Below are 25,689 nucleotides of genomic sequence, written 5' to 3' on the forward strand. Positions count from 1 at the left end.
GGGGGATTTTTGTTATTCTATTCGGTTTTTATGCCATCTTTTTCCGCTATTTCAAGAAGTTTTTCTTTTGTATTAAGGGACGGATCTTTCAGCACACAGTCAAGAAGTCTTTCAAGAAGATCTCCCAGTTCCGGTCCGGCCGGGTGTCCGGCATTTATAAGATCTTTTCCGGAAACTGCCAGCATTTTCAGAGATGTACATTCTCCTCTTTTAAGGATTCCCTGATAAGTTTCCGTCACGCCGCTTAAGCGTGCCAGCTTATCTTCTCTTTTGTAAGTACTCTGAGCTAAAAGGTCTGCCTTCTGCACTTTCAGATACAGTGGAAAAAGATCTTCTCCTATGAGATTCACAGACCGTCTTACATCCTCAGCTGCCGGTGCAGGTCGAAGATCATGATACCGGATCAGACGACAGGTATTTCGGATCGTTGCATTGTCAAATTTCAGGCGGCGCAGGATCTTTCCTGCCAGTTTCTCACCTGCCGGGCCGTGAGTCTTGAAGTGGTCTCTGCCGTTCCCGTCCGTCTTTTTCACGACTGGTTTCGCAATGTCGTGAAGAAGCATTGTGATGCGGAGAAGCCTGTCATTCTCAATCTCTGTAAGACTTTTCAGAATATGCTCGCCCACAGTATAGCAGTGGTGTGGGGTATTCTGCTCTGTCTCCATGCAGGCATCAAATTCCGGAAGAAATTCTCTTGTAAGCCCGGTTTCCCATGCAGTACGGAGATAATCCGGATGATCAGATACCAGAAGCTTCACAAGCTCGGTCTGGATACGCTCTGCACTGACATGTTCCAGATTTCCTGACATTCGTGCCAGTGCCGCCTTTGTATTTTCTTCCACGGTAAATCCAAGCTGTGCGGAAAAACGCACCGCGCGGAGCATACGAAGGGCATCCTCTGTAAAACGTTCCACCGGATTGCCGACGCACCGGATGATTCTCTTCCCGATATCTTCCATTCCGCCAAACAGATCCACCAGTCCATGTTCCGGATGATAGGCCATGGCATTGATGGTAAAGTCTCTTCGCTTCAGATCTTCCTCAAGGCTTCTGGTAAAGGTCACAGCATCCGGATGACGTCCATCATGATACTCTCCGTCCACACGATAGGTGGTCACCTCAAAACCCTCTTTATCCATCATTACCGTTACTGTTCCATGCTGGATTCCCGTATCTACGGTTCTTCGAAAAAGTTCCTTCACCTGCTCCGGAAGTGCTGACGTGGTGATATCCCAGTCTCCCGGCTCCCGGCCCAGGATGGAATCCCGGACGCATCCGCCCACAACGTAGGCCTCATAACCGGCAGCATTTAAAGTCTTCAGGATCTGCGCTGCTTTTTGTGGTATGTTTATCTTCATAAATAACTCCTCTTACTGATTGCTGCTGTCCAGATCAAGCATTCACATTTCACTGTATTATCTGCGCTCAGCAGCCGGATGATATTCTGATATGGTTTCAGTAACGATATTATAGCATAAATTCACAAAAACAGCGGAGCTTATTTCGCCCCGCTGCCTTGTTTCCTGTATAATCTGTTACTGTTCACCTGGTGACCGGTAACTATGATTTTTGCAAAACTGCCTCTGCCCCACACAGGGCTTATGAATTTTAGTATGCACGTCCCCAGTAAACCATCTTCTTGGCAGGTTTTCCACAGCATACACAAACGTCGCTCAGCTGCTCCTGCTCAAATGGCATGCATCTGGAAGTTGCCTGGAAATCTTCTTTGATCTTGTCTTCACATGCCCGGTCACCGCACCACATAGCTTTGATGAATCCAGGTTTGTTATTTACGATCTCACCAAATTCCTCATAATTTCTGGCTACATAGGTATGAGCCTCTCTGTGTGCACGTGCGCGCTCCAGCATATCATGCTGAATAGTATCCAGAAGCTCTTTTACCTTATCTGCAAGCTCATCGAAGGATACAGTATATTTCTCACGGGTATCTCTTCTGCAGAGAACTGCCTGTCCATTCTCGATATCCTTCGGACCACACTCAACACGAAGCGGAATACCACGCATCTCCTGCTCAGCAAATTTGAATCCCGGGCTCTTATCTGTAGCATCAACTTTTGCACGGATACCGGCTGCCTTCAGTGCTGCGAGAAGCTCATCAGCTTTCTCCATAACACCCTCTTTACGCTGCTGGATCGGAATGATCACAGTCTGTACCGGAGCGATTCTCGGAGGAAGAACAAGGCCGCTGTTATCACCGTGAACCATGATGATGGCACCGATCATACGGGTTGTCATTCCCCAGGATGTCTGATGAACATATTTCAGTGTATTATCTTTATCTGTGTACTGGATTCCGAATGCTTTCGCAAATCCGTCTCCGAAATTATGGCTTGTACCGGACTGAAGTGCTTTACCGTCATGCATCAGGGACTCGATGGTGTAAGTAGCCTCAGCACCTGCAAATTTCTCTTTGTCTGTCTTCTGACCTTTTACAACCGGAATTGCCAGAACCTCTTCGCAGAAATCTGCATAAACATTCAGCATCTGAATGGTACGTGCCTCAGCCTCTTCAGCTGTTGCGTGAGCTGTATGGCCCTCCTGCCACAGGAACTCTCTGGAACGAAGGAATGGACGGGTTGTTTTCTCCCAGCGGACAACAGAGCACCACTGATTGTATACTTTCGGAAGGTCTCTGTGGGACTGGATCTCTTTCTGGTAGAAATCACAGAACAGAGTCTCGGAAGTCGGACGCACGCAAAGTCTCTCCTGAAGCGGATCAAGACCGCCATGAGTCACCCATGCAACCTCCGGGGCAAAACCTTCTACATGATCTTTCTCTTTATCAAGAAGAGACTCCGGGATAAAGATCGGCATATAAACATTCTCTACACCGGTCTCTTTAAATCTGCGGTCAAGCTCATGCTGGATATTCTCCCAGATCGCATAACCTGCAGGTTTGATCGCCATACAGCCCTTAACACTTGTATAGCCACAAAGCTCAGCCTTCTTAACAACGTCTGTATACCACTGAGCAAAATCCTCATCCATAGACGTAATGGCCTGTACTAATTTCTTTTCTTTTGCCATGATAAATCTCCTTTTTCTTGTGATCTGTTACATATTGCCAGCCGCCAGGCAGCCACGGCAATCCGGAATCCCTCCGGCTCACTCTTCTGTCCCATAAATCGTACACTGCATTTACAGTCCCGTTTTACGGACAAAAAAATAAGCCCTCCGAATCCCTCACAAGGGACCGAATGACTTCGGCGGTACCACCCCAGTTAACAGCGCACCCGCTGCTCTCTCAACACCCGTTAACGCCGGAAACACACGCCACGCTTCAATCACGCAGAGCTCCGAGGCCGGTTCCACAGTTCACGCACAGGACCCTTCCACCAAAACAGGCCCCTCTCTGAGATAATTCCCTGTGTACTATTCTCATCATCGCCGTATCTTCGATACATTTTAGGCGAAAACCCCTGCAATGTCAACCCCAAAACTCACATTTTCAACCCAGAAAACCAGGAAAGAATCCATTCCCAGGAATTAATTTCCAGGGAACAGAGCCAACGGCCCGCCTTCCCGTCCCTCCATCCACACATCGGCTCAACCTGACACAGCCAATACAGAAGCATACAGGCACAAGTTAACAACCTCACACATTTCTCAACCGAAGCACTACTAAAAAAAGCCCAAGGGGTGTGCAGAGGGGGCGCGGCTTTGCGGCCCCTTTGCGGTTTTCACTTTTACAAAAAAATACTGCGCCCCGTTCGCCAGGAACGAAACACAGCATTTTTTCAAAGAGTTTTTCTAAGATCTTGTTACTCTATTTAACAACACGCACCCTATACATTCCCTCAATCTCCTTGAGCTCGTCAAGTGCCTTGGCAGAAGCCGCACTCTCAAGATCGATAAGAGTATAAGCAAACTCCCCTTTACTCTTATTGGTCATATCCGCAATATTCAGCCCCTCAGATCCAAGGATCTTGGTTACCTGACTGATCATATTCGGTGTATTACTGTGTGCAAGAGAAATTCTACCCACAGCCACACAGGTACCCATATCACAGTTTGGATAATTAACAGAGTTCTTGATATTACCATTCTCAAGATAATCACGGATCTCTTTTACAGCCATCTCCGCACAGTTCTCCTCAGATTCCTCTGTAGAAGCACCAAGATGTGGGGTTACCAGAATGCCCTCGCGTCCTGCAACTGTCTCGTTGGCAAAGTCTGTTACATATTTTTTAACCTTACCACTCTCAACAGCCTCGATCAGTGCCTCCTCATCAACAAGAAGATCTCTTGCAAAATTCAGAAGAACCACGCCATCTTTCATTTTCTCGAAAGCTTCTTTGTTGATCATCTTCTTTGTGCTGTCAAGAAGGGGCACATGAATGGTGATGTAATCGCACTGGCTGTAGATCTCATCCAGGCTCTTGCTGTGCTTGATGGTTCTGGAAAGATTCCATGCCGCATCAATGGAAAGATACGGATCATAACCATAAACTTCCATTCCAAGTCCGCATGCTGCGTTTGCCACCATGGCACCGATGGCACCAAGTCCGATGATACCAAGCTTTTTGCCGCTGATCTCGCATCCTGCGAACTGTTTTTTCTGCTTCTCGGCAAGCTTGCCGATGTGCTCTTTATCTTTCTCCTGTGCAACCCACTCGATACCGCCAACGATATCTCTGGATGCAAGAAGCATACCTGCAAGTACAAGCTCTTTTACGCCGTTTGCATTTGCTCCAGGTGTGTTAAATACAACAACACCCTTCTCTGCATATTCTTTAACAGGAATATTGTTGACACCTGCTCCTGCACGTGCAACTGCACAAACACTTTTGGGAAGCTCCATGTCATGCATTTTCGCACTTCTCACAAGGATCGCGTCACACTGATCTACAGTCTCTGATTTTTTGTAATTATCGCCGAAAAGTTTAAGTCCTTTTTCTGCGATGGGGTTCAGGCAATGATACTGGAACATTATGCATTCTCCTCCTCAAATTTCTTCATGAATGCAACCAGAGCCTCTACACCAGCCTTCGGCATGGCATTGTAGATACTTGCACGCATTCCGCCAACAGTACGGTGTCCTTTCAGGTTTACAAGTCCTGCCTCTGTTGCCTCTTTCACAAACTTGGCATCCATTTCCTTGTCACCTGTTACAAACGGAACATTCATAAGAGATCTGTCTTCTGGAACTACAGTTCCCTTGAACAGCTTGCTGGAATCCAGATAATCATAGAGGATCTTTGCCTTTTCCTCATTGCGCTGCTTCATCACTTCCAGACCGCCCATCTTCTTCAGCCATTTGAATACTTTTCCGCATACATAGATGCAGTAAGCGTTCGGTGTGTTGTAAAGAGAACCTGCGTCTGCATGTGTCTTATAGGTAAGCATGGTTGGTGTTCCCGGAAGAACATCCTCTGTGATCAGATCCTCACGGATGATCACGATAACCATACCTGCAGGTCCGATGTTCTTCTGAACACCGCCATAGATAATACCATATTTGCTTACATCTACAGGCTCAGACAGGAAGCAGGAGGATACATCTGCTACCAGAGTCTTGCCTTTTGTGTTTGGAAGTTTTTTGAATTTTGTGCCGTAAATGGTGTTGTTCTCACAGATGTATACATAGTCTGCATCCGGGCTGATCGGCAGATCACTGCAGTCCGGGATATAGCTGAAAGTTTTGTCCTCAGAAGATGCGATCTTGTTTGCTTTTCCGTATTTCTGAGCTTCCTGATAAGCTTTCTTTGCCCACTGACCTGTTACGATATAATCTGCGACCTTATTTTTCATAAGGTTCATCGGGATCATGGCAAACTGCTGGGATGCTCCTCCCTGAAGGAAAAGTACCTTGTAGTTATCTGGGATGTTCATAAGCTCGCGGAGATCTTTCTCAGCTGTATCAATAATCTCCTGAAACGCTGCACTTCTGTGACTCATTTCCATAACGGACATTCCTGTGCCGTTATAATCAAGCATTTCATCAGCTACTTCTTTGAGTACTTCCTCCGGAAGCACTGCCGGTCCGGCAGAAAAATTGTACACTCTACTCATGTTTCTTCATATCCTCCTCGTCAAATACATCATCAAGATTCGCACCAGCCGGTACCATCGGGAACACACTCAGATCCTGATCGATCCAGCAATCCAGAACGACAGGTCCCTCTGCTGCCAGTGCCATCTTAAGTGCAGGTTCCACATCCTCCATCCTTGTCACACGAATGGCTTTTGCACCCAGCGCCTCTGATAATTTTACAAAATCAACAGAATCATCCAGTACTGTGGAAGAATATCTCTTTCCATAGAAAAGCGTCTGCCACTGACGCACCATTCCCAGTACGTGATTGTTCATGACAATCTGGATCAGCTGTCTACCACAGCGCGCTGCTGTTGCCAGTTCATTCATATTCATACGGAAGCATCCGTCACCTGCTATATTAACAACTGTTTTTTCCGGTCTGCCCATCTTTGCGCCAATTGCAGCGCCAAGGCCATAGCCCATCGTTCCAAGGCCGCCGGAAGTAAGAAGAGTTCTCGGCTCTTTGTATTTATAATACTGTGCCGCCCACATCTGATGCTGTCCAACATCTGTGGAGATGATGGCATCACCATTGGTCAGTTCATAAAGTTTCTCTATAATATACGGACCTGTCAGCTGTGTATGATCATAATTCAGCGGATATTTTGCTTTCAGTTCCTGGATATGTGCGATCCACTCCGGATGTTCTTTTTCCGGAACTTCCTCCAGAAGACGTTTCAGCACTTCTTTCACATCTCCGATCACGCTTGCATCCACTTTGATATTTTTGTTGATCTCCGCAGCATCTACATCGATCTGAAGGATTTTTGCATTATGTGCAAAAGTCTTGGTATTTCCTGTTACACGGTCACTGAAACGTGCTCCAAGAACAATAAGAAGATCACATTCCGTAACACCAAGATCGGAAGTCTTGGTTCCGTGCATACCTACCATACCGGTATAAAGCGGATCCTCACCTGGGAAAGTACCTTTACCCATCAGTGTATCGCAGACCGGAGCCTGGATCCTGTGAGCCAGTTCGCGGACTTCCTGGTCAGCACCGGAGATCACACAGCCGCCGCCTACAAAAATAAAAGGTTTCTTTGCCTCTCTGATCATTTCCAGCGCCTGGTCCATATCTTCTTTGCGGATATTTTTGATCTCACGGTTAACGGTAGCCGGATGGCATGGCTCGTATTCATATTTCATTCCTGTGATATCCTTCGGAACATCCACAAGAACCGGGCCAGGTCTTCCGCTTTTTGCAATATAAAATGCTCTTCTTAACGTATCTGCAAGATCTTCGATATTCTTTACAATAAAGCTGTATTTTGTCACAGGCATTACGATACCTGCGATATCAACCTCCTGGAAAGAATCTCTTCCCAGGAGTGGTCTTCCTACGTTTGCAGTAATGGCTACCATCGGTACGGAATCCATGTATGCAGTCGCGATTCCTGTTACCAGGTTGGTGGCTCCAGGACCGGATGTTGCCAGGCAGACGCCCACTTTTCCGGTAGCTCTCGCATAACCGTCAGCAGCATGGGATGCACCCTGCTCGTGGGAGGTCAGTACATGTGTGATCTCATCTTTGTATTCATATAAGGCATCGTAAACATTCAGGATCGCGCCGCCCGGATATCCAAATACGGTATCAACGCCCTGTTCCTTCAGACATTCTACGATGATCTCTGCACCTGTAAGCTGCATGTCTTTCGTTCCTCCTTATTTTGCTTTCGGTACTTCCAGGATCGCACCACGGTTTCCGGATGTTACCATGGAAGCATATCTTGCCAGATATCCGGTTGTTACCTTCGGCTCTCTTGGCTGCCATTTTTCTCTTCTTGCCTGCATCTCTTCGTCAGAAACTTTGATCTCCAGTTTCAGTTCCGGAATATTGATGCTGATGATATCGCCTTCCTCAACCAGTGCGATCGGGCCGCCTACGGCTGCCTCCGGTGATACGTGTCCGATAGCAGCTCCTCTGGATGCGCCGCTGAAACGTCCGTCTGTGATCAGGGCTACGGAAGAACCAAGTCCCATTCCCACGATCGCGGATGTCGGGTTCAGCATCTCTCTCATTCCAGGACCACCTTTTGGTCCCTCGTAACGGATAACAACTACATCACCCTCTACGATCTTGCCGCTCTTGATTGCCACAATCGCGTCATCCTCGCTGTCAAATACACGTGCAGGACCTTCATGTACCAGCATTTCCGGTACAACTGCGGAACGTTTTACAACGCCGCCGTCCGGTGCAAGGTTTCCTTTCAGTACGGCAAGTCCGCCTGTCTTTGTATACGGATTGTCGATCGGGCGGATAACTTCCGGATTCAGATTTACACAATCTTTGATATTTTCCCCAACTGTTTTTCCTGTTACTGTCATACACTCTGTATGAAGAAGTCCGATCTTGTTCAGCTCATTCATAACCGCATAAACACCGCCGGCCTCGTTGAGGTCTTCCATGTAAGTCGGGCCTGCCGGTGCAAGGTGGCAGAGGTTCGGAGTCTTCTCACTGATCTCATTTGCAAAGCTGATGTCAAAGTCCATTCCGATCTCATGTGCGATAGCCGGAAGATGAAGCATACTGTTTGTGGAGCATCCAAGTGCCATATCTACGGTAAGAGCATTTAAAACTGCCTCTTTTGTCATGATGTCTCTTGGGCGGATGTTCCTTTTGTACATTTCCATTACCTGCATTCCTGCATGTTTTGCAAGACGGATACGCTCGGAGTATACGGCCGGGATGGTACCATTTCCCTTAAGTCCCATTCCAAGAACCTCTGTCAGGCAGTTCATGCTGTTTGCAGTGTACATACCGGAACATGATCCACAGGTCGGACAGGTTTTGTTCTCGAATTCTGCCAGGTCATCTGCTGTGATCGTTCCTGCTGCATAGGAACCTACTGCCTCAAACATGCTGGAAAGACTTGTTTTGTGTCCTTTTACATGACCGGCAAGCATCGGGCCTCCGCTTACAAATACAGTCGGAACATTGATTCTTGCTGCTGCCATCAGAAGGCCAGGTACGTTCTTATCACAGTTGGGTACCATAACCAGAGCATCAAACTGATGAGCCATTGCCATAGCCTCTGTGGAATCTGCGATCAGGTCACGGGTTACCAGGGAATATTTCATTCCAACGTGTCCCATTGCAATTCCGTCACATACTGCGATCGCCGGGAATACAACCGGTGTTCCACCAGCCATTGCAACGCCAAGTTTTACGGCGTTTACGATCTTGTCAAGGTTCATATGTCCCGGTACGATCTCGTTGTAAGAGCTTACGATTCCTACCAGTGGTTTGTCCATTTCTTCTTTTGTCATTCCAAGGGCATTGAACAGGGAACGGTGTGGTGCCTGCTGTGTGCCTTTTCTTACGGTATCACTTCTCATTTTTTAAGGTTCTCCTTTTTATTCTTTACGATATGGTTCTATATCTCTTCAAATTTATTTATGCGATGGCATCTGCGATCAGATCGCCCATCTCTTTAGTTCCCACAAGTTTGCAGCCCTCAGACATGATATCTCCGGTTCTGTAACCAGCTGTCAGAACTTTCTGTACTGCTGTTTCCACAGCATCTGCCTCTTTGTCAAGATCCAGAGAATATCTCAGCATCATGGCTGCAGAAAGGATAGTTGCGATCGGGTTTGCCTTGTTCTGACCTGCGATATCCGGTGCGGAACCGTGGCTCGGCTCATAGAGGCCAAGTTTTGTCTCATTTAAGCTTGCGGAAGAAAGCATTCCGATGGAACCGGTTACCATACTTGCCTCATCAGAGAGGATATCTCCGAACATGTTCTCTGTAAGGATGACATCGAACTGTTTCGGATCACGTACCAGCTGCATTGCACAGTTATCAACCAGCATATGCTCCAGTGTTACATCCGGATAGTCTTTTGCAACATCTTCCACAACGCTTCTCCAGAGTCTGGAAGAATCCAGAACGTTTGCCTTATCTACACTTGTAACTTTATTTCTTCTCTTACGTGCGATCTCAAATGCCTTGATGGCAATACGGCGGATCTCATTCTCATTATAGGAAAGAGTATCTACGGCTGTGCGGACTCCGTTCTCCTCGGTAGTCTTTCTGGCTCCGAAGTAAAGACCTCCTGTCAGCTCTCTTACGATAATCATGTCAAAACCATCTCCGATGATCTCATCACGAAGCGGGCATGCATCACGAAGCTCATTGTAAAGATATGCAGGACGAAGGTTTGCAAAAAGGTTCAGCGCTTTACGGATTGCAAGAAGTCCTGCCTCCGGACGTTTAGACGGCTCCAGTTTGTACCACGGGGATGTCTTGGCATCGCCGCCGATGGACCCCATCAGTACGGCGTCAGAAGCTTTTGCCTGAGCAATGGCTTCCTCTGTAAGAGGTACTCCGTGAGCATCAATGGATGCACCTCCTAAAAGAACTTCTGTGTATGAAAATTTATGGCTGTATTTCTCGCATACTCTGTCTAAAACTTTTTTGGCCTCGGCAACAATCTCCGGGCCGATTCCGTCTCCCGGAATCAGGGCAATTTTGTACTCCATTTTATCTACTCCTCCGATTTCCCCTGTGCTGTAAAATTTTAACGCACTGGTGTGGATAATTGTTATTATCATAACGCACTTTTCGACGGATTTCAACCTATTAAATAGATAAAGTTATCTCCAGGATATAAAAAGAGCTCCTGTGTCTTTGATTTTCTTCCTGACTCCTGGTACTTTGGCTCCCTGCTTTCTGCCCGTTACCGCCACGCTCCCGCCCGAAAAGTATCTTATGCCACAGGATGTTCCACTATGGCAAAAGCTGCCTTCCCGTTTCCGGTACAGCAGCCTTTTCTTTTTCCTGTATTCTGTTTTTCAAAAAATCTCTCAGAATTTTCCACTGGAGCCGCCAAAAGTATCCCCCGAGGAAGACGTATGTGTACTGGAGCCCCCGCCACTGTCCTCATTTTTCGGTTTTGCGGATTTTGACACCGTACTGTAAAGATAATACTCGTTACTTCTGGTTACCTTCATACTGCCCTGACGTACATAGGAAGCAGCCTGATCCTGTTTTCGCACAGTTTTCAGTTTCCTCCTCATATTTCCGGTTATAAGCACGCCTGCCACAAGTCCCACTGCAAGAGCAATCAGAAGATTTGCCCCCACATCAAAAGGCTCCTTTGGAAGATTTCCCACATCATATGGCTCTGCCTCATCCGCCTGCATGATAAAGTCATCGCATTCCATGGCAAACATCTGAAACGCTTCGTTATAATCCCCATCACTTAAATAAGGCTTCACCTGCTCCATGATATATTCCTGTCCGGCATCGGTAAACGCTTCAATAGCATAACCATGTGTTGCAATAGCCCAGTTACGGTCACCCATATCCACCAGGAACAAAATACCGTCACCATCTTCTCCCTGTCCATATCCATGGTCAATAAAATAATCATCTGCATAAGCCTGCGCCGTTTTTCCTTCCAGACTATTGGTGGTAACAATGATAACATCTACCTGTTCCCGCTCACTGATCTCATCCAGTGTATTGCAAAGGCTCTCCTTTTGATCTGTATCCAGAAGTCCCGCCTGATCCGCAAGCCGGCTTTCTGTTTCCGCCCATACCGGAAAGGCACATGCCAGGCATAAAAGGATCACTGTCAGAAATACGGATATTCTCTTTTTCATGGCATTCACCTCCCCTACAAAGCCCAGATCAGATACAGGATAATATAGGCGATCACGCCAACGATCCCCGTCGTTCCCAGGAACCATCTCGCAAAAGCACTCTTATCTGTGGGCAGATTCCCCACAAATTTCCCAGTCTGGCCATTCATGGCAAATATGTAATTAGCGCCTTTCCATTTCGTCTGCAGGATCCATACCGGATACAGTGCATACTTCGTAGTTCCGTTATGAAGCCGGATGCTGGTATTCTCCGGAACCACACTGGAATAGCCTCTGACCGTATCCCGGAATGCATCTTCCGTACTGTGACGGATACGCTCATTGGCACGTCCCTCGCACTCTTCCGCCGTCACATCATACTTATCCGCAAAATATCCCGCAAGATATGCAGTCTGGAAATCCACCGCCTCTTTAAAATCAAAAGGCTCTATGGACTCCATCAGATCATTTTCCATACTGGCCGAACCATCCACAGGTACATGATCAAATCCCAGAGAACCACTTCTGTGTACTGCATAATAACTGGTTTCCGTATAATCATAATCATTATCACTCCAGAAACGGGTCTTCGTAGCTTTATAGCGGATATCCGCACTGGCATCCGTATCATAAAGCCAGAACGGAACGTAGATTCCCTTCACCTCACTGATATGATTCTCCGACTTAAACGCTTTCGGGAGAAGGCGCTTGCCTGACAAATGCTTCTTCAGCTTCTCCTTTGCAGCCTTTTTATCCAGCTTAAACGGAATCACGTAATCTGGTTTCAGTGCACCGGACAGCTGTCCGGTCATTACCACCGGGCTGCCGCAAAACGGGCAGGCTGTCGCTGCCGTATTGGCATCACCCACGATCTCACCGCCACAGGACTTACACGTATAAGTACGTAATCCCTCACTCTCTCCATCCTGCCACTCACTGCCAGCCTCATCCGACCAGTTCATATCCTCCGGCTGTTCTTCTTCTACAGCCTTAGCATGCTCCGATAATGTCTTAACATCAAACTCCGTATCACAGAACGGACACTTCATCTTCTGTGCAGAACTGTCAAACTCTATGGAGCCACCACAGCACGGGCACTTAAACTCCTGCATCTTCGCCATATATCCACCTCAATTCATCCTTCTGTATCCATCGACCGGCAGGAGTTATCCTGTGAATTTCTCCTGACCTTCTCCATTTTGTGATTTATACAGCATCCTCCGATCCGAACGGATCCCCGCACTCCGGGCAGAACTTCGGTGGATTCTCCGGATCAGCCGGTTCCCATCCACACCTGCTGCAACGATACCTCAACTTCTTCTCCGGCCTCTTCGCTCCACAGTTCGTACAAAACTTCCCTTTATTCACTGTACCGCAGGAACAAGTCCAGCTGTCCTCCACCGGACGCGGTGCCCCACACTCCGGACAGAACTTACCCGTAGAAACCGCACCACAACTGCAAGTCCAGGAATCTCCGCCTGCTGCCGGCCGGATCTTTGGCTGAGTCTGTACGTTGTTCTGCGCTGCCTGTGCCTCACGCTTCTGTCCCATTTCAAAAAGCTGCTGAGCATTCAGGCCCCCTGCGCTGGCAGCCATCCCCATGCCCATAAAACCAGTCATAGCCCCGGCGGAATTGGAAGCCGCAGCCTTCATGGCATCCGCCTGAGCACCAGTCAGTGTGGCTGCAGCCATCGAAGGATCACGCATCATAGCCGTGCGCTGGGCCTGCTTAATCATCTCGGCGTCCTCATCCGGAAGTGTAACCGAGCCCAGCGCAACACTTACGACTTTTAAGCCCCGAAGCTCTGCCCACTTCGCTGAAAGAACCTCATTCATGGCATTCTCAAGCTCCGTGTTGTGGGTCACGATCTGATTCGGACGAAGCTCCATCTCAGAAAGACGGCCAAAAGCCGGCTGCAGTGCGCTGACAAACTCCGTTTTCAGCTGTCCATCCAGCTCCTCTCTCGTGTATTCCCGCTCTACATTCCCACACACATTGGTATAAAAAAGAAGCGGGTCCGCGATCCGATAGGAATATACTCCATGACAGCGCACTGCAACATCAATATCAAGTCCGATCCTGGAATCTACCACACGGAACGGGATCGGAGTAGCCGTGCCAAATTTGTTATCCACAAGCTCCTTGGTATTAAAATAATATACCCTCTGATCCTTACCCGTATCACCACCGAACACAAAACGCTTACCGATGGTCTGGAAAGTCCTGCGGATACCTTCCCCAAGACTTCCCGCAAAAATACTCGGCTCTGTGGAAGCATCATAAGTATACTCACCTGGATCTGCACAGATATCCACAACTTTCCCCTGCTCCACGATCATCATACACTGACCATCTGCAACTGCAATCCCACTTCCGCTGGTAATGATATTGTCGCTGCCTCTCTTATTGGAAGACCTGGATGATGTACGCTTCGTACCCTTCACCACCATCACTTCTTTATCCATAGCCTCACAGTAAAAAAACTCCTTCCACTGATCCGCCATCGTACCCCCTGCTGCGCCAACAGCCGCTCTGATAAGACCCATAAACCCGACCCCTTTCTGAAAATTCATTCTTATTTGTAATTTTATAATATTCTGCAGTAACCGTCACTCTCATTTCTGATAGTAATACCATTATTGCATGAATTACATCAAAAATCCACTTATTTCTATACAATATTACATTTGTCACATCCCAAATTAAAGCTGACAGCACCGCGCCTCAGCCACATTCCAATCCCAATCTAACAACACAACCTCACATCCAACCTCAGGCTGACAGCACCGCGCCTCAGCCACACTCCAATCTCAATCTAACAACACAATCTCACATCCAACCTCAGGCTGACAGCACCGCGCCTCAGCCACACTCCAATCTCAATCTAACAACACAACCTCACATCCAACCTCAGGCTGACAGCGCAGCGCCTCAGCCGTCCCTTGATCACCCTCACGCTGCCGAAAGTCAGCCGGGGAAGGGGATGCTGGCTGGCTCTGCTTCTGCAGGAGGGGAGCTGGTACTTGGGCGGCGGGAATCTGCGTTGTTTTTCAAAAGTCCGCTGTCTGAGCGGCGTCACGCCGCGAGTTCGGACTTTTGGAAAACGGTTTTAGCAGAATCCCGGCGCCCTAGAACCAGCCCCCGACGAAGCCGCAGACCAGACAGCATCCCCTTCCCCGGCGTCCCTTCAACCATCCCTTCCGCACAAAAAAAAGACACCGCGTCAAAAAAACGCAGTGCCTTCCCATATTCACGTTATTGCCAATAGCATCAAGCAGAAGCCTGATCAGCCTTCTCAACCTCAGCAATCGCCTGCTTCCTCATAGGAATACGGCAATTCTTATTATTACCAAACTCAACAATAACATCTTCCTCAGTCATATCAATAACAACACCATAAAAACCACTGGTAGTAACAACACTGTCACCAACCTCCATGCTGTTCAACATAGTCTGAGTTCTCTTCTGCTCCTTCTTCTGCGGACGGATCATCATAAAATACATAATTCCAAACAGAACTACGATCCAGACAATACCAAGACCCGCGCTAAGTCCGCCAGCTGCTGCTGTAGATGATGCGATCATTCCAAATTCCTCCTGCTAAAATCAATTCTTCTTATGCGGTTACCCGCCGTTTCTGACCTATAGCAGCTCCCGCCACTATAAAAAATGTCACTTCGTACTATCATACACAAAAACCAAAAAACCTTCAAGCGTTTTCTTATAAAATCAAAGTAATTTACGCAAATTTTATAAATAAAAACTACCGGTTCCCGTTAATCTTACCTTCCTCAAACCCTTCCAGACGCATCTTCTTATAAGCCGCAAAATTCCCCGCATCCAGAGCATCCCGGATCTCTTCCATCATATGATTGTAGAAATAAAGATTATGCAGCACACAAAGCCTCATACCAAGCATCTCCTTCGCTTTCAGAAGATGACGGATATATGCCCTGCTGTAATGACGGCAGGTCGGACACTGGCATTCCTCATCGATCGGTTTGGAATCCAGTTCATATTTCGCATTAAAAAGATTCATCTTGCCATGGTTGGTATACACATGGCCATGACGACCGTTGCGGCTCGGATATACACAGTCAAAGAAATCAATACCTCGCTCAACACCCTCCAGAATGTTTGCCGGAGTACCAACCCCCATCAGATACGTCGGCTTGTTCTGCGGCAGATGCGGAACTACCTCATCCAGGATCCGGTACATCTCCTCATGGCTCTCACCAACTGCCAGGCCACCAACCGCATAACCATCCAGATCCATCTCTGCGATCGCCTGTGCATGCTCAATACGGATATCCTCATAAACAGCACCCTGGTTGATACCAAAAAGAAGCTGATCCTTGTTGATGGTATCCGGAAGGCTGTTCAGACGTGCCATCTCATCCTTACATCTCTTAAGCCAGCGGGTGGTACGCGCTACAGATTTCTGCACATAATCCCTCTCCGCCACACTGCTCGGGCATTCATCAAAGGCCATGGCAATGGTAGAAGCCAGATTGGACTGGATCTGCATGCTCTGCTCCGGTCCCATAAAAATCTTATGACCATCGATATGAGAGTTAAAATACACGCCCTCTTCCTTGATCTTACGAAGCTTCGCCAACGAAAACACCTGGAATCCGCCGGAATCGGTAAGGATCGGTCTGTCCCAGTTCATAAATTCATGAAGACCTCCAAGCTGTTTTACCACCTTGTCACCAGGACGCACATGAAGATGATAGGTATTGGATAACTGTACCTGCGTACCGATCTCATGAAGATCCACAGTGGAAACCGCACCCTTAATTGCTGCAATTGTTCCTACATTCATGAAAACAGGAGTCTGTATCGTTCCGTGAACCGTCTTGAATTCTCCTCTTTTCGCTCTTCCTTCTGTTGTAATCAGTTTATATTCTGCCATTTCATTCCCCTTCTAAAAAACATTTTGGGTCATCTGGTTCCGGTTCTCTTCCTAAAAAGCAGCCCAAACTGCCTCCTGGCACAGTCACTATCCGGAACTTTTAGTCAATATCATAACACATTTTTTTCTTTCCTGCTACTGATTGTTAAACTTTTACATTGCCATTTTTTAAACGATATCGTATAATATAGGATATTCGCTTAAAAATCCTTTATAATAAGAAGAAACAACTCCCATCTGACAGAAATGTCAGAGTCGGGCAACCCCTGTATAGATACAACGAGGAGGAAATCAATTTTTTATGAAGAAACACACACTTGGAATTGACATTGGTTCCACCACTGTTAAGATTGCGATCTTAGACGAAAACGATACACTTGTCTTCTCCGACTATGAGAGACATTTTGCAAATATCCAGGAAACCCTTGCAGATCTTCTTCAGAAAGCTGAGGATCAGCTTGGTGAACTGACACTCTGTCCGGTCATTACAGGTTCCGGCGGACTGACACTTGCCAATCATCTGGAAGTACCTTTTGTACAGGAGGTTATCGCCGTATCCACTTCCCTGCAGAAGCTGGCACCAAAGACGGATGTTGCTATCGAGCTTGGAGGCGAGGATGCCAAGATCATCTATTTCGAAAACGGAAATGTAGAGCAGCGTATGAATGGTATCTGTGCCGGCGGTACCGGTTCCTTCATTGACCAGATGGCATCTCTTCTCCAGACCGATGCACCGGGCCTCAATGAATACGCCAAACATTACAAGGCTCTTTATCCCATTGCGGCACGCTGCGGTGTTTTCGCAAAGACAGATATCCAGCCGCTGATCAACGACGGAGCAACCAAGGAAGATCTTTCCGCTTCCATTTTCCAGGCAGTTGTCAACCAGACCATCTCCGGTCTTGCCTGCGGTAAACCGATCCGCGGACATGTTGCATTCCTGGGCGGCCCGCTTCACTTCCTTTCCGAACTGAAGACCGCTTTTATCCGCACCCTGAAGCTGGATGACGAACACATTATCGCGCCGGACAATTCCCATCTGTTCGCAGCCATCGGCTCCGCCCTCAACGCGAAGCAGGACGTAACCGTATCTCTGGTTGAACTGAAGGAACGCATGCGTACCACCATCAAACTGGACTTTGAGGTAGAACGTATGGAACCGCTTTTTGCCACAGAGGAGGACTATCAGGCCTTCCATGACCGCCAGAGCGCCTACAAGGTAAAAACAGGCGACCTTTCTACATATAAGGGAAAATGTTTCCTGGGAATCGACGCCGGTTCCACCACCACCAAAACTGCACTGGTAGGCGAAGACGGAACACTTCTGTACTCATTCTACAGCAATAATAACGGAAATCCGCTGAAGACCACCATCGGTTCCATCCAGGAGATCTATGAACTTCTTCCGGAAGACGCCGAGATTGCCTTTTCCTGCTCCACCGGTTACGGCGAGGCCCTGATCAAAGCGGCTCTTCTTCTTGATGAAGGTGAGGTTGAGACTGTTTCCCATTACTATGCAGCTGCTTTCTTTGATCCGGAAGTAGACTGCATCCTGGATATCGGCGGTCAGGATATGAAATGCATCAAGATCCGTAACCAGACGGTAGACAGTGTACAGCTTAACGAGGCATGTTCCTCCGGTTGTGGTTCCTTTATCGAGACTTTCGCAAAATCCCTGAACTACACCGTACAGGACTTTGCAAAAGCAGCTCTTTTTGCAAAACATCCTATTGACCTTGGAACACGCTGTACTGTATTTATGAACTCCAAGGTTAAGCAGGCACAGAAAGAAGGCGCCGAAGTTTCCGATATCTCCGCTGGTCTTGCCTACTCCGTTATCAAAAACGCCCTCTACAAAGTTATCAAGGTTTCCGATGCTTCCGAGCTTGGAAAACACATCGTTGTACAGGGTGGTACCTTCTACAATGACGCGGTTCTCCGCAGTTTTGAGAAAATTGCCAACTGTCAGGCTATCCGCCCGGATATCGCCGGAATCATGGGTGCCTTCGGTGCCGCTCTGATCGCAAGGGAACGCTATCAGGAGGGTGAAAAAACTTCCATGCTTTCCATTGATCAGATCAACAGCCTGCAGTACACCACCTCCATGGCGAACTGCCGCGGATGTACCAACAACTGCCGTCTGACCATCAACAAATTCTCCGGCGGCCGCAAATATATCAGTGGAAACCGCTGTGAGCGCGGACTTGGAAAAGAAAAGAACAAGGATCATATCCCGAACCTTTTCGACTATAAATATAAGAGAATTTTTTCCTACGAGCCACTTTCCGCAGACAAGGCATCCCGTGGACAGGTCGGTATCCCTCGTGTTCTGAACATGTTTGAGAATTACCCGTTCTGGTATACTTTCTTTACCGAACTGAAATACCAGGTGGTGCTTTCTCCGACTTCCACACGTAAGATCTATGAGCTGGGTATCGAGTCCATCCCAAGTGAGTCCGAATGCTATCCTGCAAAACTTGCTCACGGACATGTCACATGGCTGATCCGTAACGGTGTGAAGTTTATCTTCTATCCGTGCATCCCTTACGAGCGCAACGAGTTCCCGGATGCAGTCAACCACTACAACTGCCCGATCGTTACTTCCTATGCGGAAAACATCAAGAACAATGTGGACGAACTTAACGATCCGTCCATCACTTTCCGCAACCCGTTCCTGGCATTTACTTCCGAAGAGATCCTTACAAACCGCCTTGTGGAAGAATTCCCGGACATTCCTGCCGCCGAGGTAAAAGCTGCCGCCCATAAAGCCTGGGAAGAACTTGCAGCCGTACATACGGATATCCAGAAAAAGGGTGAGGAAACCCTGCAGTACCTGAAAGAAACCTGCCGCCGCGGAATCGTTCTTGCAGGCCGTCCATACCATATTGACCCGGAAATCCACCACGGTATCCCGGATATGATCAACAGCTACGGAATCGCCGTATTTACCGAAGACTCCGTTGCACACCTTGGACATCTGGAGCGTCCCATCCGTGTCAACGACCAGTGGATGTATCACTCCCGTCTCTACTCTGCCGCAAATTTTGTAAAAACAAGAGAGGATCTGGATCTGATCCAGCTGAATTCCTTCGGATGCGGACTTGATGCCGTTACCACCGATGAGGTTTATGAGATCCTGGATGGAAGTGACAAGATCTACACCTGCCTGAAAATCGATGAGGTCAACAACCTGGGTGCGGCAAGGATCCGTATCCGTTCCCTGATCGCTGCCATCCGTGCAAAACAGGCACAGAATAAAAAAAGGAACATCAATCCGGCTTCCATTGAGAAGATATCCTTTACCAAGCAGATGCGTAAGGAGTACACCATTCTCTGCCCGCAGATGTCTCCATTCCACTTCGGAATCTTTGAGGCTGCTTTTAAAGCATCCGGCTATAACCTGGAAGTCCTCCCCAACGACAACAAGCATGCTGTTGATGTGGGCCTTAAATATGTAAACAACGATGCCTGCTATCCGTCCCTGATGGTTGTGGGACAGATCATGGATGCTCTTCTTTCCGGCAAATATGACCTGAACAAAACTGCGGTCATCATGTCTCAGACAGGCGGCGGCTGCCGTGCCTCCAACTATATCGCATTCATCCGCCGTGCTCTGAAAAAAGCCGGCATGGAACAGATTCCGGTTATCTCCCTCAACTTAAGCGGACTGGAAAGCAACCCTGGCTTTAAGCTGACACTGCCGCTGATCAGGCGTATCGTTTACGGTGCCGTATTCGGTGATATCCTGATGAAATGCGTATATCGCATGCGTCCTTACGAGCTGGAAAAGGGTATCGTAAACCGCAAGCACAAAATCTGGGAGCAGCGCGTCATTGCCTTCGTAACAGGCAGCAGCGTCAGCCATGGTACCTTCAAAAAAATGTGCCGTGAGATGGTCCATGATTTTGATACGATCCCGATCTCCGATGAGAAAAAGCCTCGCGTTGGTATCGTAGGTGAGATCCTTGTCAAGTTCCTGCCTGCTGCCAACAACCACCTGGCAGATCTTCTGGAGGCAGAAGGGGCAGAACCGGTTGTTCCGGATCTTATTGACTTTATCTGCTACTGCTTCTACAACCAGAATTTCAAGGTTGAAAAGCTTGGATTCAAGAAATCCAAGGCAACCATCGCAAATCTTGGTCTCAGAGCCATCGACTGGCTGAGAAAAACAGCAAATGAGGCTCTGGAGCAGAGCCGCCACTTTACACCAGCCGCAGATATCCGTGATCTTGCAAAAATGGCTGCGCCCATCGTTTCTGCCGGAAATCAGACCGGTGAAGGATGGTTCCTGACCGGAGAGATGATGGAACTCATCCACGGCGGTGTCCCGAACATCGTCTGCATCCAGCCTTTTGGATGCCTGCCGAACCACATCGTAGGAAAAGGTGTCATCAAGGAAGTTCGCCGTGAGCATCCGGAAGCCAACATTGTTGCCATCGACTACGATCCAGGTGCCAGCGAAGTAAATCAGCTGAACAGGATCAAGCTTATGCTTTCCACAGCACAGAAGAATCTGCATAAAGACGATAAAAAAGACGCATAACAAGAAATGCAGGTTACAAACATCTTTTTCCCAAAAACAAATTCAAAGCTGCACAGCCGCAGGATCCCTGCCGGCTGTGCAGCTCTTTTTATTTCAGATATGATTCCTGTCAGACAGATTTTTTCTCTGATCCATCACTCTTCACAGGAGGCTTTGCACGGAGCATCAAAGCTCGGGTTAAAGGCATAGAAATTTTTGGCATCCAGCTGCTCCTGCACGGATCTCAGTGCTTCACCGAAACGCTGGAAATGGACTACCTCTCTTGCCCGAAGGAAACGGATGGGATCTGCAACCTCCGGGATATTTTTCACCACCCGGAGGATATTATCGTAGGTGGAGCGTGCCTTCTGTTCTGCTGCCAGATCTTCAAACAGATCCGTGATCGGATCACCCTTACTCTGGAATTCGCAGGCATTAAAGGGCACTCCACCTGCAGCCTGCGGCCAGATTCCCACCGTGTGGTCAATATAATACGGCCCAAGTCCGCTGTTCTCGATTTCTTCCATGGAAAGATCCTTTGTCAGCTGATGGACAATGGTGGATACAATTTCCAAATGAGCTAATTCTTCCGTTCCCACATCATTCAGCACCGCCGCGACCATCCGGTTCGGCGCAGTAAATCTCTGGGAAAGATACCTCATGGAAGCGCCTATTTCGCCATCGGGACCGCCGTATTGGCTAGAGATGAACTGTGCCAGTTTTGCATTGGGCGTTTTGATATTTACAGGATACTGGAGTCTTTTTTCATAATTCCACATAACTATCTGCACCCTCCTTCCTGTTCCCACGGAAACGGCTGTTCCATCCACTGCCAGGAGTTAAGATTGCTGTCGTTTCCGGTATCGATGGTCAACGGACCATAAAGTTTTGCATATTTTTCCAGAAGTTCATTTCTTCTGGCAGAAAGTTCGCTGAAATACTCCAGCGCCCGTTTTTCCCCTGGATGTGTATCCAGGAAAAGAAGAAGATCATCAATAGCAAAACTTACCTGATCAATGGACTGTAACAGTTCTTTTTTTGAAGTACAGTTTCCGGACATCATCTACGGCCTCCTCTCCTGCCGCAGAACGGCTTGCAAAGCTCAGGAAAGATTGTTCCAACCTGAAGCGCTTTTTTCAGCTCAAACGTAGGCGCAAATTCCTGGCATGGCACATAAGCCATTGCCGGAACCAGATATTTAAGATGCGAATACATCTCCTGGTCAGCGCTGTTTCCGGTTCCCGGCATTTTGCATCCACAGGTTTCCTTCGGCATATTTTTCTTCATGCTGTTGCAATAGTTCCCGTTCTGGTTACCGTGATTTGCCATATCTGAAGATGAACGATCGTTCCTGGCTGCCATTCCGCCATTCATGCCACAGGTATACTGATATGGCCGGCACCCTGAACGATTCATCTGAAATCGATCCATAAGCGAAATCCTTTCATTCATGATCACGCTATATTTTATGACAGTTTTTTAAACTTGTGAAAACAGTAATGTTCACTTTCCTTCACAAATCTCTATCTTTCCATCATTTTTTTCTATAAATACAGGAAAATATTACTGTTTAAAAATCAGATATACAATGCTATAATATCCTTGCCTATCTTTACACGGATGGGCGCTTTTACTTATGATTTGTAGCCCTGACCGGCTATTGAAGGAGGAAATTATGCAGGTAATTATTGTAGGCTGCGGAAAAGTCGGTAGAAATCTTGCAGAGCAGCTTCAGGCAGAGGATATTGATATCACCCTCGTCGACGTTATTGCCGACAAGATCAATGATCTCTGCGAAAATATCGACGCTATGGGAATCGTCGGTAATGGTGCCAGCATCAATACTTTAATGGAGGCAGGTGTTGATACTGCAGATATCCTGATCGCAGTTACCGCTTCTGACGAGCTGAACCTTCTCTGCTGTCTGATCGCGCAGAAGGCCAACCACTGCCAGACTATCGCCCGCGTCCGTAACCCCATTTATGAAAAAGAAATCGGATTCATCAAAGAACGTCTTGGTGTTACCATGATCATTAACCCGGAGCTTGCCGCTGCCCAGGAAATTTCACGGCTTCTCCGTTTTCCATCTGCGATCAAGATTGACACCTTTGCTCGTGGCCGTGTAGAACTTCTCAAGTTTAAAGTTCTCCCGGAATTCAAGCTGGACGGAATGAGCGTTTCCCAGATCTCAGATGCTTTCCGAAGTGATATTCTGGTCTGCGCGATTGAAAGCCGTGACAATGTATCCATTCCTGGTGGTGATCACATTATACACGACGGAGATATGGTTTCCATTCTGGCCTCTCCGCTTAATGCAGCGGCATTTTTCCGTAAGATCGGTCTCAAGACCAATCAGGTCAAAAACTGTATCATTGTAGGTGGTGGAACCATTTCCTACTATCTTGCACACGCACTTCTTGATATGAAGATCGGTGTCAAGATTATCGAGCAGAACAAAGACCGCTGCGAACACTTAAGCGAACTGCTTCCAGACGCAACTATCATCAATGGCGACGGAACAAATCGTTCTCTCCTTCTTGAAGAGGGACTGACAGAATCTGAATCCTTTGTCACCCTGACCAATCTGGATGAGGAGAATGTTTTCCTTGCACTCTTTGCAAAGAGTATTTCCGATGCCAAGCTGGTTGCCAAAGTCAACCGTCTGGAATTCGATGATGTCATTGACTCTCTGGATATCGGAAGCGTCATCTATCCGAAGAATATTACCGCCGACTACATTCTGCAGTATGTCCGTGCCACCCAGAACAGTATCGGAAGCAATGTGGAAACGCTTTATCATATTCTGGATGGCAATGCAGAAGCACTGGAATTTGCCATCCGCGAGGAATCTGCCGTAACGGACATTCCTCTTGCAGAACTGAATCTCCGGAAGAACCTTCTGGTGGGATGCCTGAACCGCAACGGCCGCATCCGCATTCCCCGTGGTCAGGATACCATTCAGGTAGGCGACACGGTCATCATTGTAACCACTCACAAAGGCCTCCGTGACATCACAGACATACTTGCAAAATAGAGGTACTGAAAAATGAATTATTCAATTATTGTTTATATCCTGGGATGGATCATGAACGTGGAGGCTGTCTGTATGCTGGTTCCCGGCATCACTGCCCTTATCTACCGTGAAAAAGCCGGAATCGCCTTTGTGATCACAATTCTGGCATGCCTGGCGATCGGTGTTCCACTGGTCAGCCGCAAACCGTCCAAGAAAGCGTTTTACGCCCGTGAAGGCCTTGTGACTACTGCTTTAAGCTGGATCGTCCTCAGTATTGTCGGTGCTGTGCCGTTTGTGCTCAGCGGGGCTATCCCGAATCCCATTGATGCTTTTTTTGAGATTGTTTCCGGTTTCACTACAACCGGTTCCAGTATTCTCTCCGATCCATCACAGATGCCTTACAGCATCAATATCTGGAGATGTTTTTCCCACTGGATCGGTGGTATGGGTGTTCTGGTATTTATCCTGACACTGCTTCCGCTTGCAGGTGGCTATCATATGAACCTTATGAAGGCAGAAAGCCCCGGTCCTTCCGTAGGAAAGCTTCTTCCAAAAGTCCAGTCAACTGCCAAGATCCTGTACAAGATCTACATTGCACTCACTGTTGCACTGATCATCCTCCTGCTTCTTGGGGGGATGCCTCTTTACGACAGTCTCTGTGCAGCATTTGGAACTGCCGGAACCGGTGGGTTCGGAATCAAATCCGACAGTATGGGAAGTTACAGCTTATATATTCAGATCGTCATCACTATCTTTATGATCCTGTTTGGCGTAAACTTCAATGTCTATTTTCTTCTTCTCACCAGGAAGTTTTCTCAGGCATTGAAATCTGAAGAGGTCCGCTGCTATTTCTTTGTGATCATCGCTTCTGCCCTGATGATCACTTTCAACGTCCGGCATCTGTTTGACAATGTGTGGGAAGCACTTCAGCAGGCATTTTTCCAGGTTGGTTCTATTATCACCACCACCGGTTATGCCACTACGGATTTTAACCAGTGGCCTGCGGTATCCAGGACGATCCTGGTACTGCTTACCTTCTGTGGTGCCTGTGCCGGCAGTACAGGCGGCGGAATCAAGATTTCCCGTCTTCTGCTTCTTGCAAAATCCGTCCGCAAGGAACTGCATCTTTATCTGCATCCCAATGCAGTAAAAAAGATCAAAATGGACGGAAAAGCGGTGTCTCACGAAGTTATGCGTGCCACCAATATTTATATGATCGTTTATCTGATGATCGTGGCTGCATCTATCTTTATCATCAGTTTTGATGAATTTGATCTTGTAACAAATTTCACAGCCGTAGTCACCACTTTAAACAATGTGGGTCCCGGTCTTTCCCTGATCGGTCCTACCGGAAACTTCGGGATCTTTTCTCCGCTGTCCAAGCTGGTCCTTTCTTTCGATATGCTGGCCGGCCGACTGGAGTTGTTCCCGATTCTGATTCTTTTCCTCCGGGAAACCTGGAAAAAATTCTGATAAAAAATATAACCGGAGAAACATGGGTTTTTCCCATTTCTCCGGTTTTTGTTTCCCGCCGCCCTCGATCGGACATTCGCGGATCTCTTTCACTTTTTACTCATATCCATTTCACTGCAA

The 25,689-nt window shown here is 47.7% G+C and carries 18 protein-coding genes; 3 read left to right on the forward strand and 15 right to left on the reverse strand.

All coding sequences use genetic code 11. The annotated features are described in order from the left end of the window. Window positions 1-17: 17 nt before the first annotated feature. From G5B12_RS06450 to tgt, 12 genes are all read right to left on the reverse strand, one after another. On the reverse strand, window positions 18-1,358 hold the full coding sequence (locus G5B12_RS06450) for a CCA tRNA nucleotidyltransferase (protein ID WP_174087939.1): 1,341 nt from the start codon (window positions 1,356-1,358) through the stop codon (window positions 18-20). A 250-nt stretch (window positions 1,359-1,608) separates the two neighbouring features. Beyond that, complete coding sequence (gene proS, locus G5B12_RS06455; RefSeq protein WP_021976419.1) at window positions 1,609-3,048, reverse strand: proline--tRNA ligase; 1,440 nt, start codon at window positions 3,046-3,048, stop codon at window positions 1,609-1,611. A gap of 739 nt (window positions 3,049-3,787) precedes the next feature. Continuing rightward, window positions 3,788-4,951 carry a phosphoglycerate dehydrogenase gene (locus tag G5B12_RS06460; protein ID WP_021976420.1) on the reverse strand — a complete coding sequence of 388 codons (1,164 nt, stop codon included), beginning with the start codon at window positions 4,949-4,951 and terminating at the stop codon, window positions 3,788-3,790. Continuing rightward, window positions 4,951-6,033, reverse strand: a complete 1,083-nt coding sequence (serC, locus tag G5B12_RS06465; protein WP_118062152.1) for a 3-phosphoserine/phosphohydroxythreonine transaminase — start codon at window positions 6,031-6,033, stop codon at window positions 4,951-4,953. Before serC ends, G5B12_RS06460 begins: the two co-directional genes overlap by 1 nt. Beyond that, window positions 6,026-7,708, reverse strand: coding sequence for a biosynthetic-type acetolactate synthase large subunit (gene ilvB / locus G5B12_RS06470; protein WP_118062151.1), 1,683 nt, complete (start codon window positions 7,706-7,708; stop codon window positions 6,026-6,028). Before ilvB ends, serC begins: the two co-directional genes overlap by 8 nt. A gap of 15 nt (window positions 7,709-7,723) precedes the next feature. Next, entirely contained in the window at window positions 7,724-9,397 is a 1,674-nt protein-coding gene (gene ilvD, locus G5B12_RS06475; RefSeq protein ID WP_021976422.1) for a dihydroxy-acid dehydratase, read from the reverse strand. Between the two features lie 58 nt (window positions 9,398-9,455). After that, a complete protein-coding gene (gene leuB, locus G5B12_RS06480) occupies window positions 9,456-10,541 on the reverse strand; it encodes a 3-isopropylmalate dehydrogenase (protein WP_021976423.1) in 1,086 nt (361 codons plus the stop codon). 324 nt (window positions 10,542-10,865) lie between these two features. Then, window positions 10,866-11,666 carry a TPM domain-containing protein gene (locus tag G5B12_RS06485; protein ID WP_021976424.1) on the reverse strand — a complete coding sequence of 267 codons (801 nt, stop codon included), beginning with the start codon at window positions 11,664-11,666 and terminating at the stop codon, window positions 10,866-10,868. 14 nt (window positions 11,667-11,680) lie between these two features. After that, on the reverse strand, window positions 11,681-12,766 hold the full coding sequence (locus tag G5B12_RS06490) for a hypothetical protein (RefSeq protein WP_174087940.1): 1,086 nt from the start codon (window positions 12,764-12,766) through the stop codon (window positions 11,681-11,683). 85 nt (window positions 12,767-12,851) lie between these two features. Beyond that, window positions 12,852-14,192 (reverse strand): SPFH domain-containing protein, encoded by a 1,341-nt coding sequence (locus tag G5B12_RS06495; RefSeq protein ID WP_174087941.1) that lies wholly within the window; start codon window positions 14,190-14,192, stop codon window positions 12,852-12,854. Window positions 14,193-14,916: 724 nt separating this feature from the next. Then, window positions 14,917-15,231 carry a preprotein translocase subunit YajC gene (yajC, locus tag G5B12_RS06500; RefSeq protein WP_015527154.1) on the reverse strand — a complete coding sequence of 105 codons (315 nt, stop codon included), beginning with the start codon at window positions 15,229-15,231 and terminating at the stop codon, window positions 14,917-14,919. Window positions 15,232-15,409: 178 nt separating this feature from the next. After that, entirely contained in the window at window positions 15,410-16,561 is a 1,152-nt protein-coding gene (gene tgt / locus G5B12_RS06505; protein ID WP_174087942.1) for a tRNA guanosine(34) transglycosylase Tgt, read from the reverse strand. Window positions 16,562-16,862: 301 nt separating this feature from the next. On the opposite strand from tgt, the gene G5B12_RS06510 reads away from it, so the two are divergent. Further along, window positions 16,863-21,104 (forward strand): 2-hydroxyacyl-CoA dehydratase, encoded by a 4,242-nt coding sequence (locus G5B12_RS06510; protein WP_174087943.1) that lies wholly within the window; start codon window positions 16,863-16,865, stop codon window positions 21,102-21,104. Between the two features lie 134 nt (window positions 21,105-21,238). Here the strand turns inward: G5B12_RS06510 and G5B12_RS06515 are convergent, their stop codons facing one another. The 3 genes from G5B12_RS06515 to G5B12_RS17415 are packed head-to-tail and all read right to left on the reverse strand — an operon-like array spanning window position 21,239 to window position 22,514. Further along, window positions 21,239-21,862, reverse strand: a complete 624-nt coding sequence (locus G5B12_RS06515) for a manganese catalase family protein (protein WP_015527157.1) — start codon at window positions 21,860-21,862, stop codon at window positions 21,239-21,241. Window positions 21,863-21,864: 2 nt separating this feature from the next. Beyond that, window positions 21,865-22,143 (reverse strand): spore coat protein CotJB, encoded by a 279-nt coding sequence (locus tag G5B12_RS06520; RefSeq protein ID WP_118062144.1) that lies wholly within the window; start codon window positions 22,141-22,143, stop codon window positions 21,865-21,867. After that, window positions 22,143-22,514: a spore coat associated protein CotJA gene (locus tag G5B12_RS17415; RefSeq protein ID WP_244096054.1), complete on the reverse strand. Its 372-nt coding sequence runs from the start codon at window positions 22,512-22,514 to the stop codon at window positions 22,143-22,145. The genes G5B12_RS06520 and G5B12_RS17415 overlap by 1 nt, the downstream gene beginning before the upstream one ends. 244 nt (window positions 22,515-22,758) lie before the next feature. On the opposite strand from G5B12_RS17415, the gene trkA reads away from it, so the two are divergent. Both trkA and G5B12_RS06535 read left to right on the forward strand, forming a co-directional pair. Beyond that, a complete protein-coding gene (gene trkA, locus G5B12_RS06530; protein WP_174087944.1) occupies window positions 22,759-24,117 on the forward strand; it encodes a Trk system potassium transporter TrkA in 1,359 nt (452 codons plus the stop codon). Window positions 24,118-24,129: 12 nt separating this feature from the next. After that, on the forward strand, window positions 24,130-25,569 hold the full coding sequence (locus tag G5B12_RS06535; protein ID WP_174087945.1) for a TrkH family potassium uptake protein: 1,440 nt from the start codon (window positions 24,130-24,132) through the stop codon (window positions 25,567-25,569). The last annotated feature ends 120 nt before the right edge of the window (window positions 25,570-25,689 follow it).

This window comes from Blautia sp. MSK.20.85, assembly GCF_013317245.1.
GTDB lineage: Bacteria > Bacillota > Clostridia > Lachnospirales > Lachnospiraceae > Blautia_A.

Excerpts from the sequence above, each read along its gene's own strand:
- G5B12_RS06450 (WP_174087939.1), bottom strand. The coding sequence starts at position 1,358 with ATGAAGATAAACATACCACAAAAAGCAGCGCAGATCCTGAAGACTTTA.
- proS (WP_021976419.1), bottom strand. The coding sequence starts at position 3,048 with ATGGCAAAAGAAAAGAAATTAGTACAGGCCATTACGTCTATGGATGAG.
- G5B12_RS06460 (WP_021976420.1), bottom strand. The coding sequence starts at position 4,951 with ATGTTCCAGTATCATTGCCTGAACCCCATCGCAGAAAAAGGACTTAAA.
- serC (WP_118062152.1), bottom strand. The coding sequence starts at position 6,033 with ATGAGTAGAGTGTACAATTTTTCTGCCGGACCGGCAGTGCTTCCGGAG.
- ilvB (WP_118062151.1), bottom strand. The coding sequence starts at position 7,708 with ATGCAGCTTACAGGTGCAGAGATCATCGTAGAATGTCTGAAGGAACAG.
- ilvD (WP_021976422.1), bottom strand. The coding sequence starts at position 9,397 with ATGAGAAGTGATACCGTAAGAAAAGGCACACAGCAGGCACCACACCGT.
- leuB (WP_021976423.1), bottom strand. The coding sequence starts at position 10,541 with ATGGAGTACAAAATTGCCCTGATTCCGGGAGACGGAATCGGCCCGGAG.
- G5B12_RS06485 (WP_021976424.1), bottom strand. The coding sequence starts at position 11,666 with ATGAAAAAGAGAATATCCGTATTTCTGACAGTGATCCTTTTATGCCTG.
- G5B12_RS06490 (WP_174087940.1), bottom strand. The coding sequence starts at position 12,766 with ATGGCGAAGATGCAGGAGTTTAAGTGCCCGTGCTGTGGTGGCTCCATA.
- G5B12_RS06495 (WP_174087941.1), bottom strand. The coding sequence starts at position 14,192 with ATGGGTCTTATCAGAGCGGCTGTTGGCGCAGCAGGGGGTACGATGGCG.
- yajC (WP_015527154.1), bottom strand. The coding sequence starts at position 15,231 with ATGATCGCATCATCTACAGCAGCAGCTGGCGGACTTAGCGCGGGTCTT.
- tgt (WP_174087942.1), bottom strand. The coding sequence starts at position 16,561 with ATGGCAGAATATAAACTGATTACAACAGAAGGAAGAGCGAAAAGAGGA.
- G5B12_RS06510 (WP_174087943.1), top strand. The coding sequence starts at position 16,863 with ATGAAGAAACACACACTTGGAATTGACATTGGTTCCACCACTGTTAAG.
- G5B12_RS06515 (WP_015527157.1), bottom strand. The coding sequence starts at position 21,862 with ATGTGGAATTATGAAAAAAGACTCCAGTATCCTGTAAATATCAAAACG.
- G5B12_RS06520 (WP_118062144.1), bottom strand. The coding sequence starts at position 22,143 with ATGTCCGGAAACTGTACTTCAAAAAAAGAACTGTTACAGTCCATTGAT.
- G5B12_RS17415 (WP_244096054.1), bottom strand. The coding sequence starts at position 22,514 with ATGGATCGATTTCAGATGAATCGTTCAGGGTGCCGGCCATATCAGTAT.
- trkA (WP_174087944.1), top strand. The coding sequence starts at position 22,759 with ATGCAGGTAATTATTGTAGGCTGCGGAAAAGTCGGTAGAAATCTTGCA.
- G5B12_RS06535 (WP_174087945.1), top strand. The coding sequence starts at position 24,130 with ATGAATTATTCAATTATTGTTTATATCCTGGGATGGATCATGAACGTG.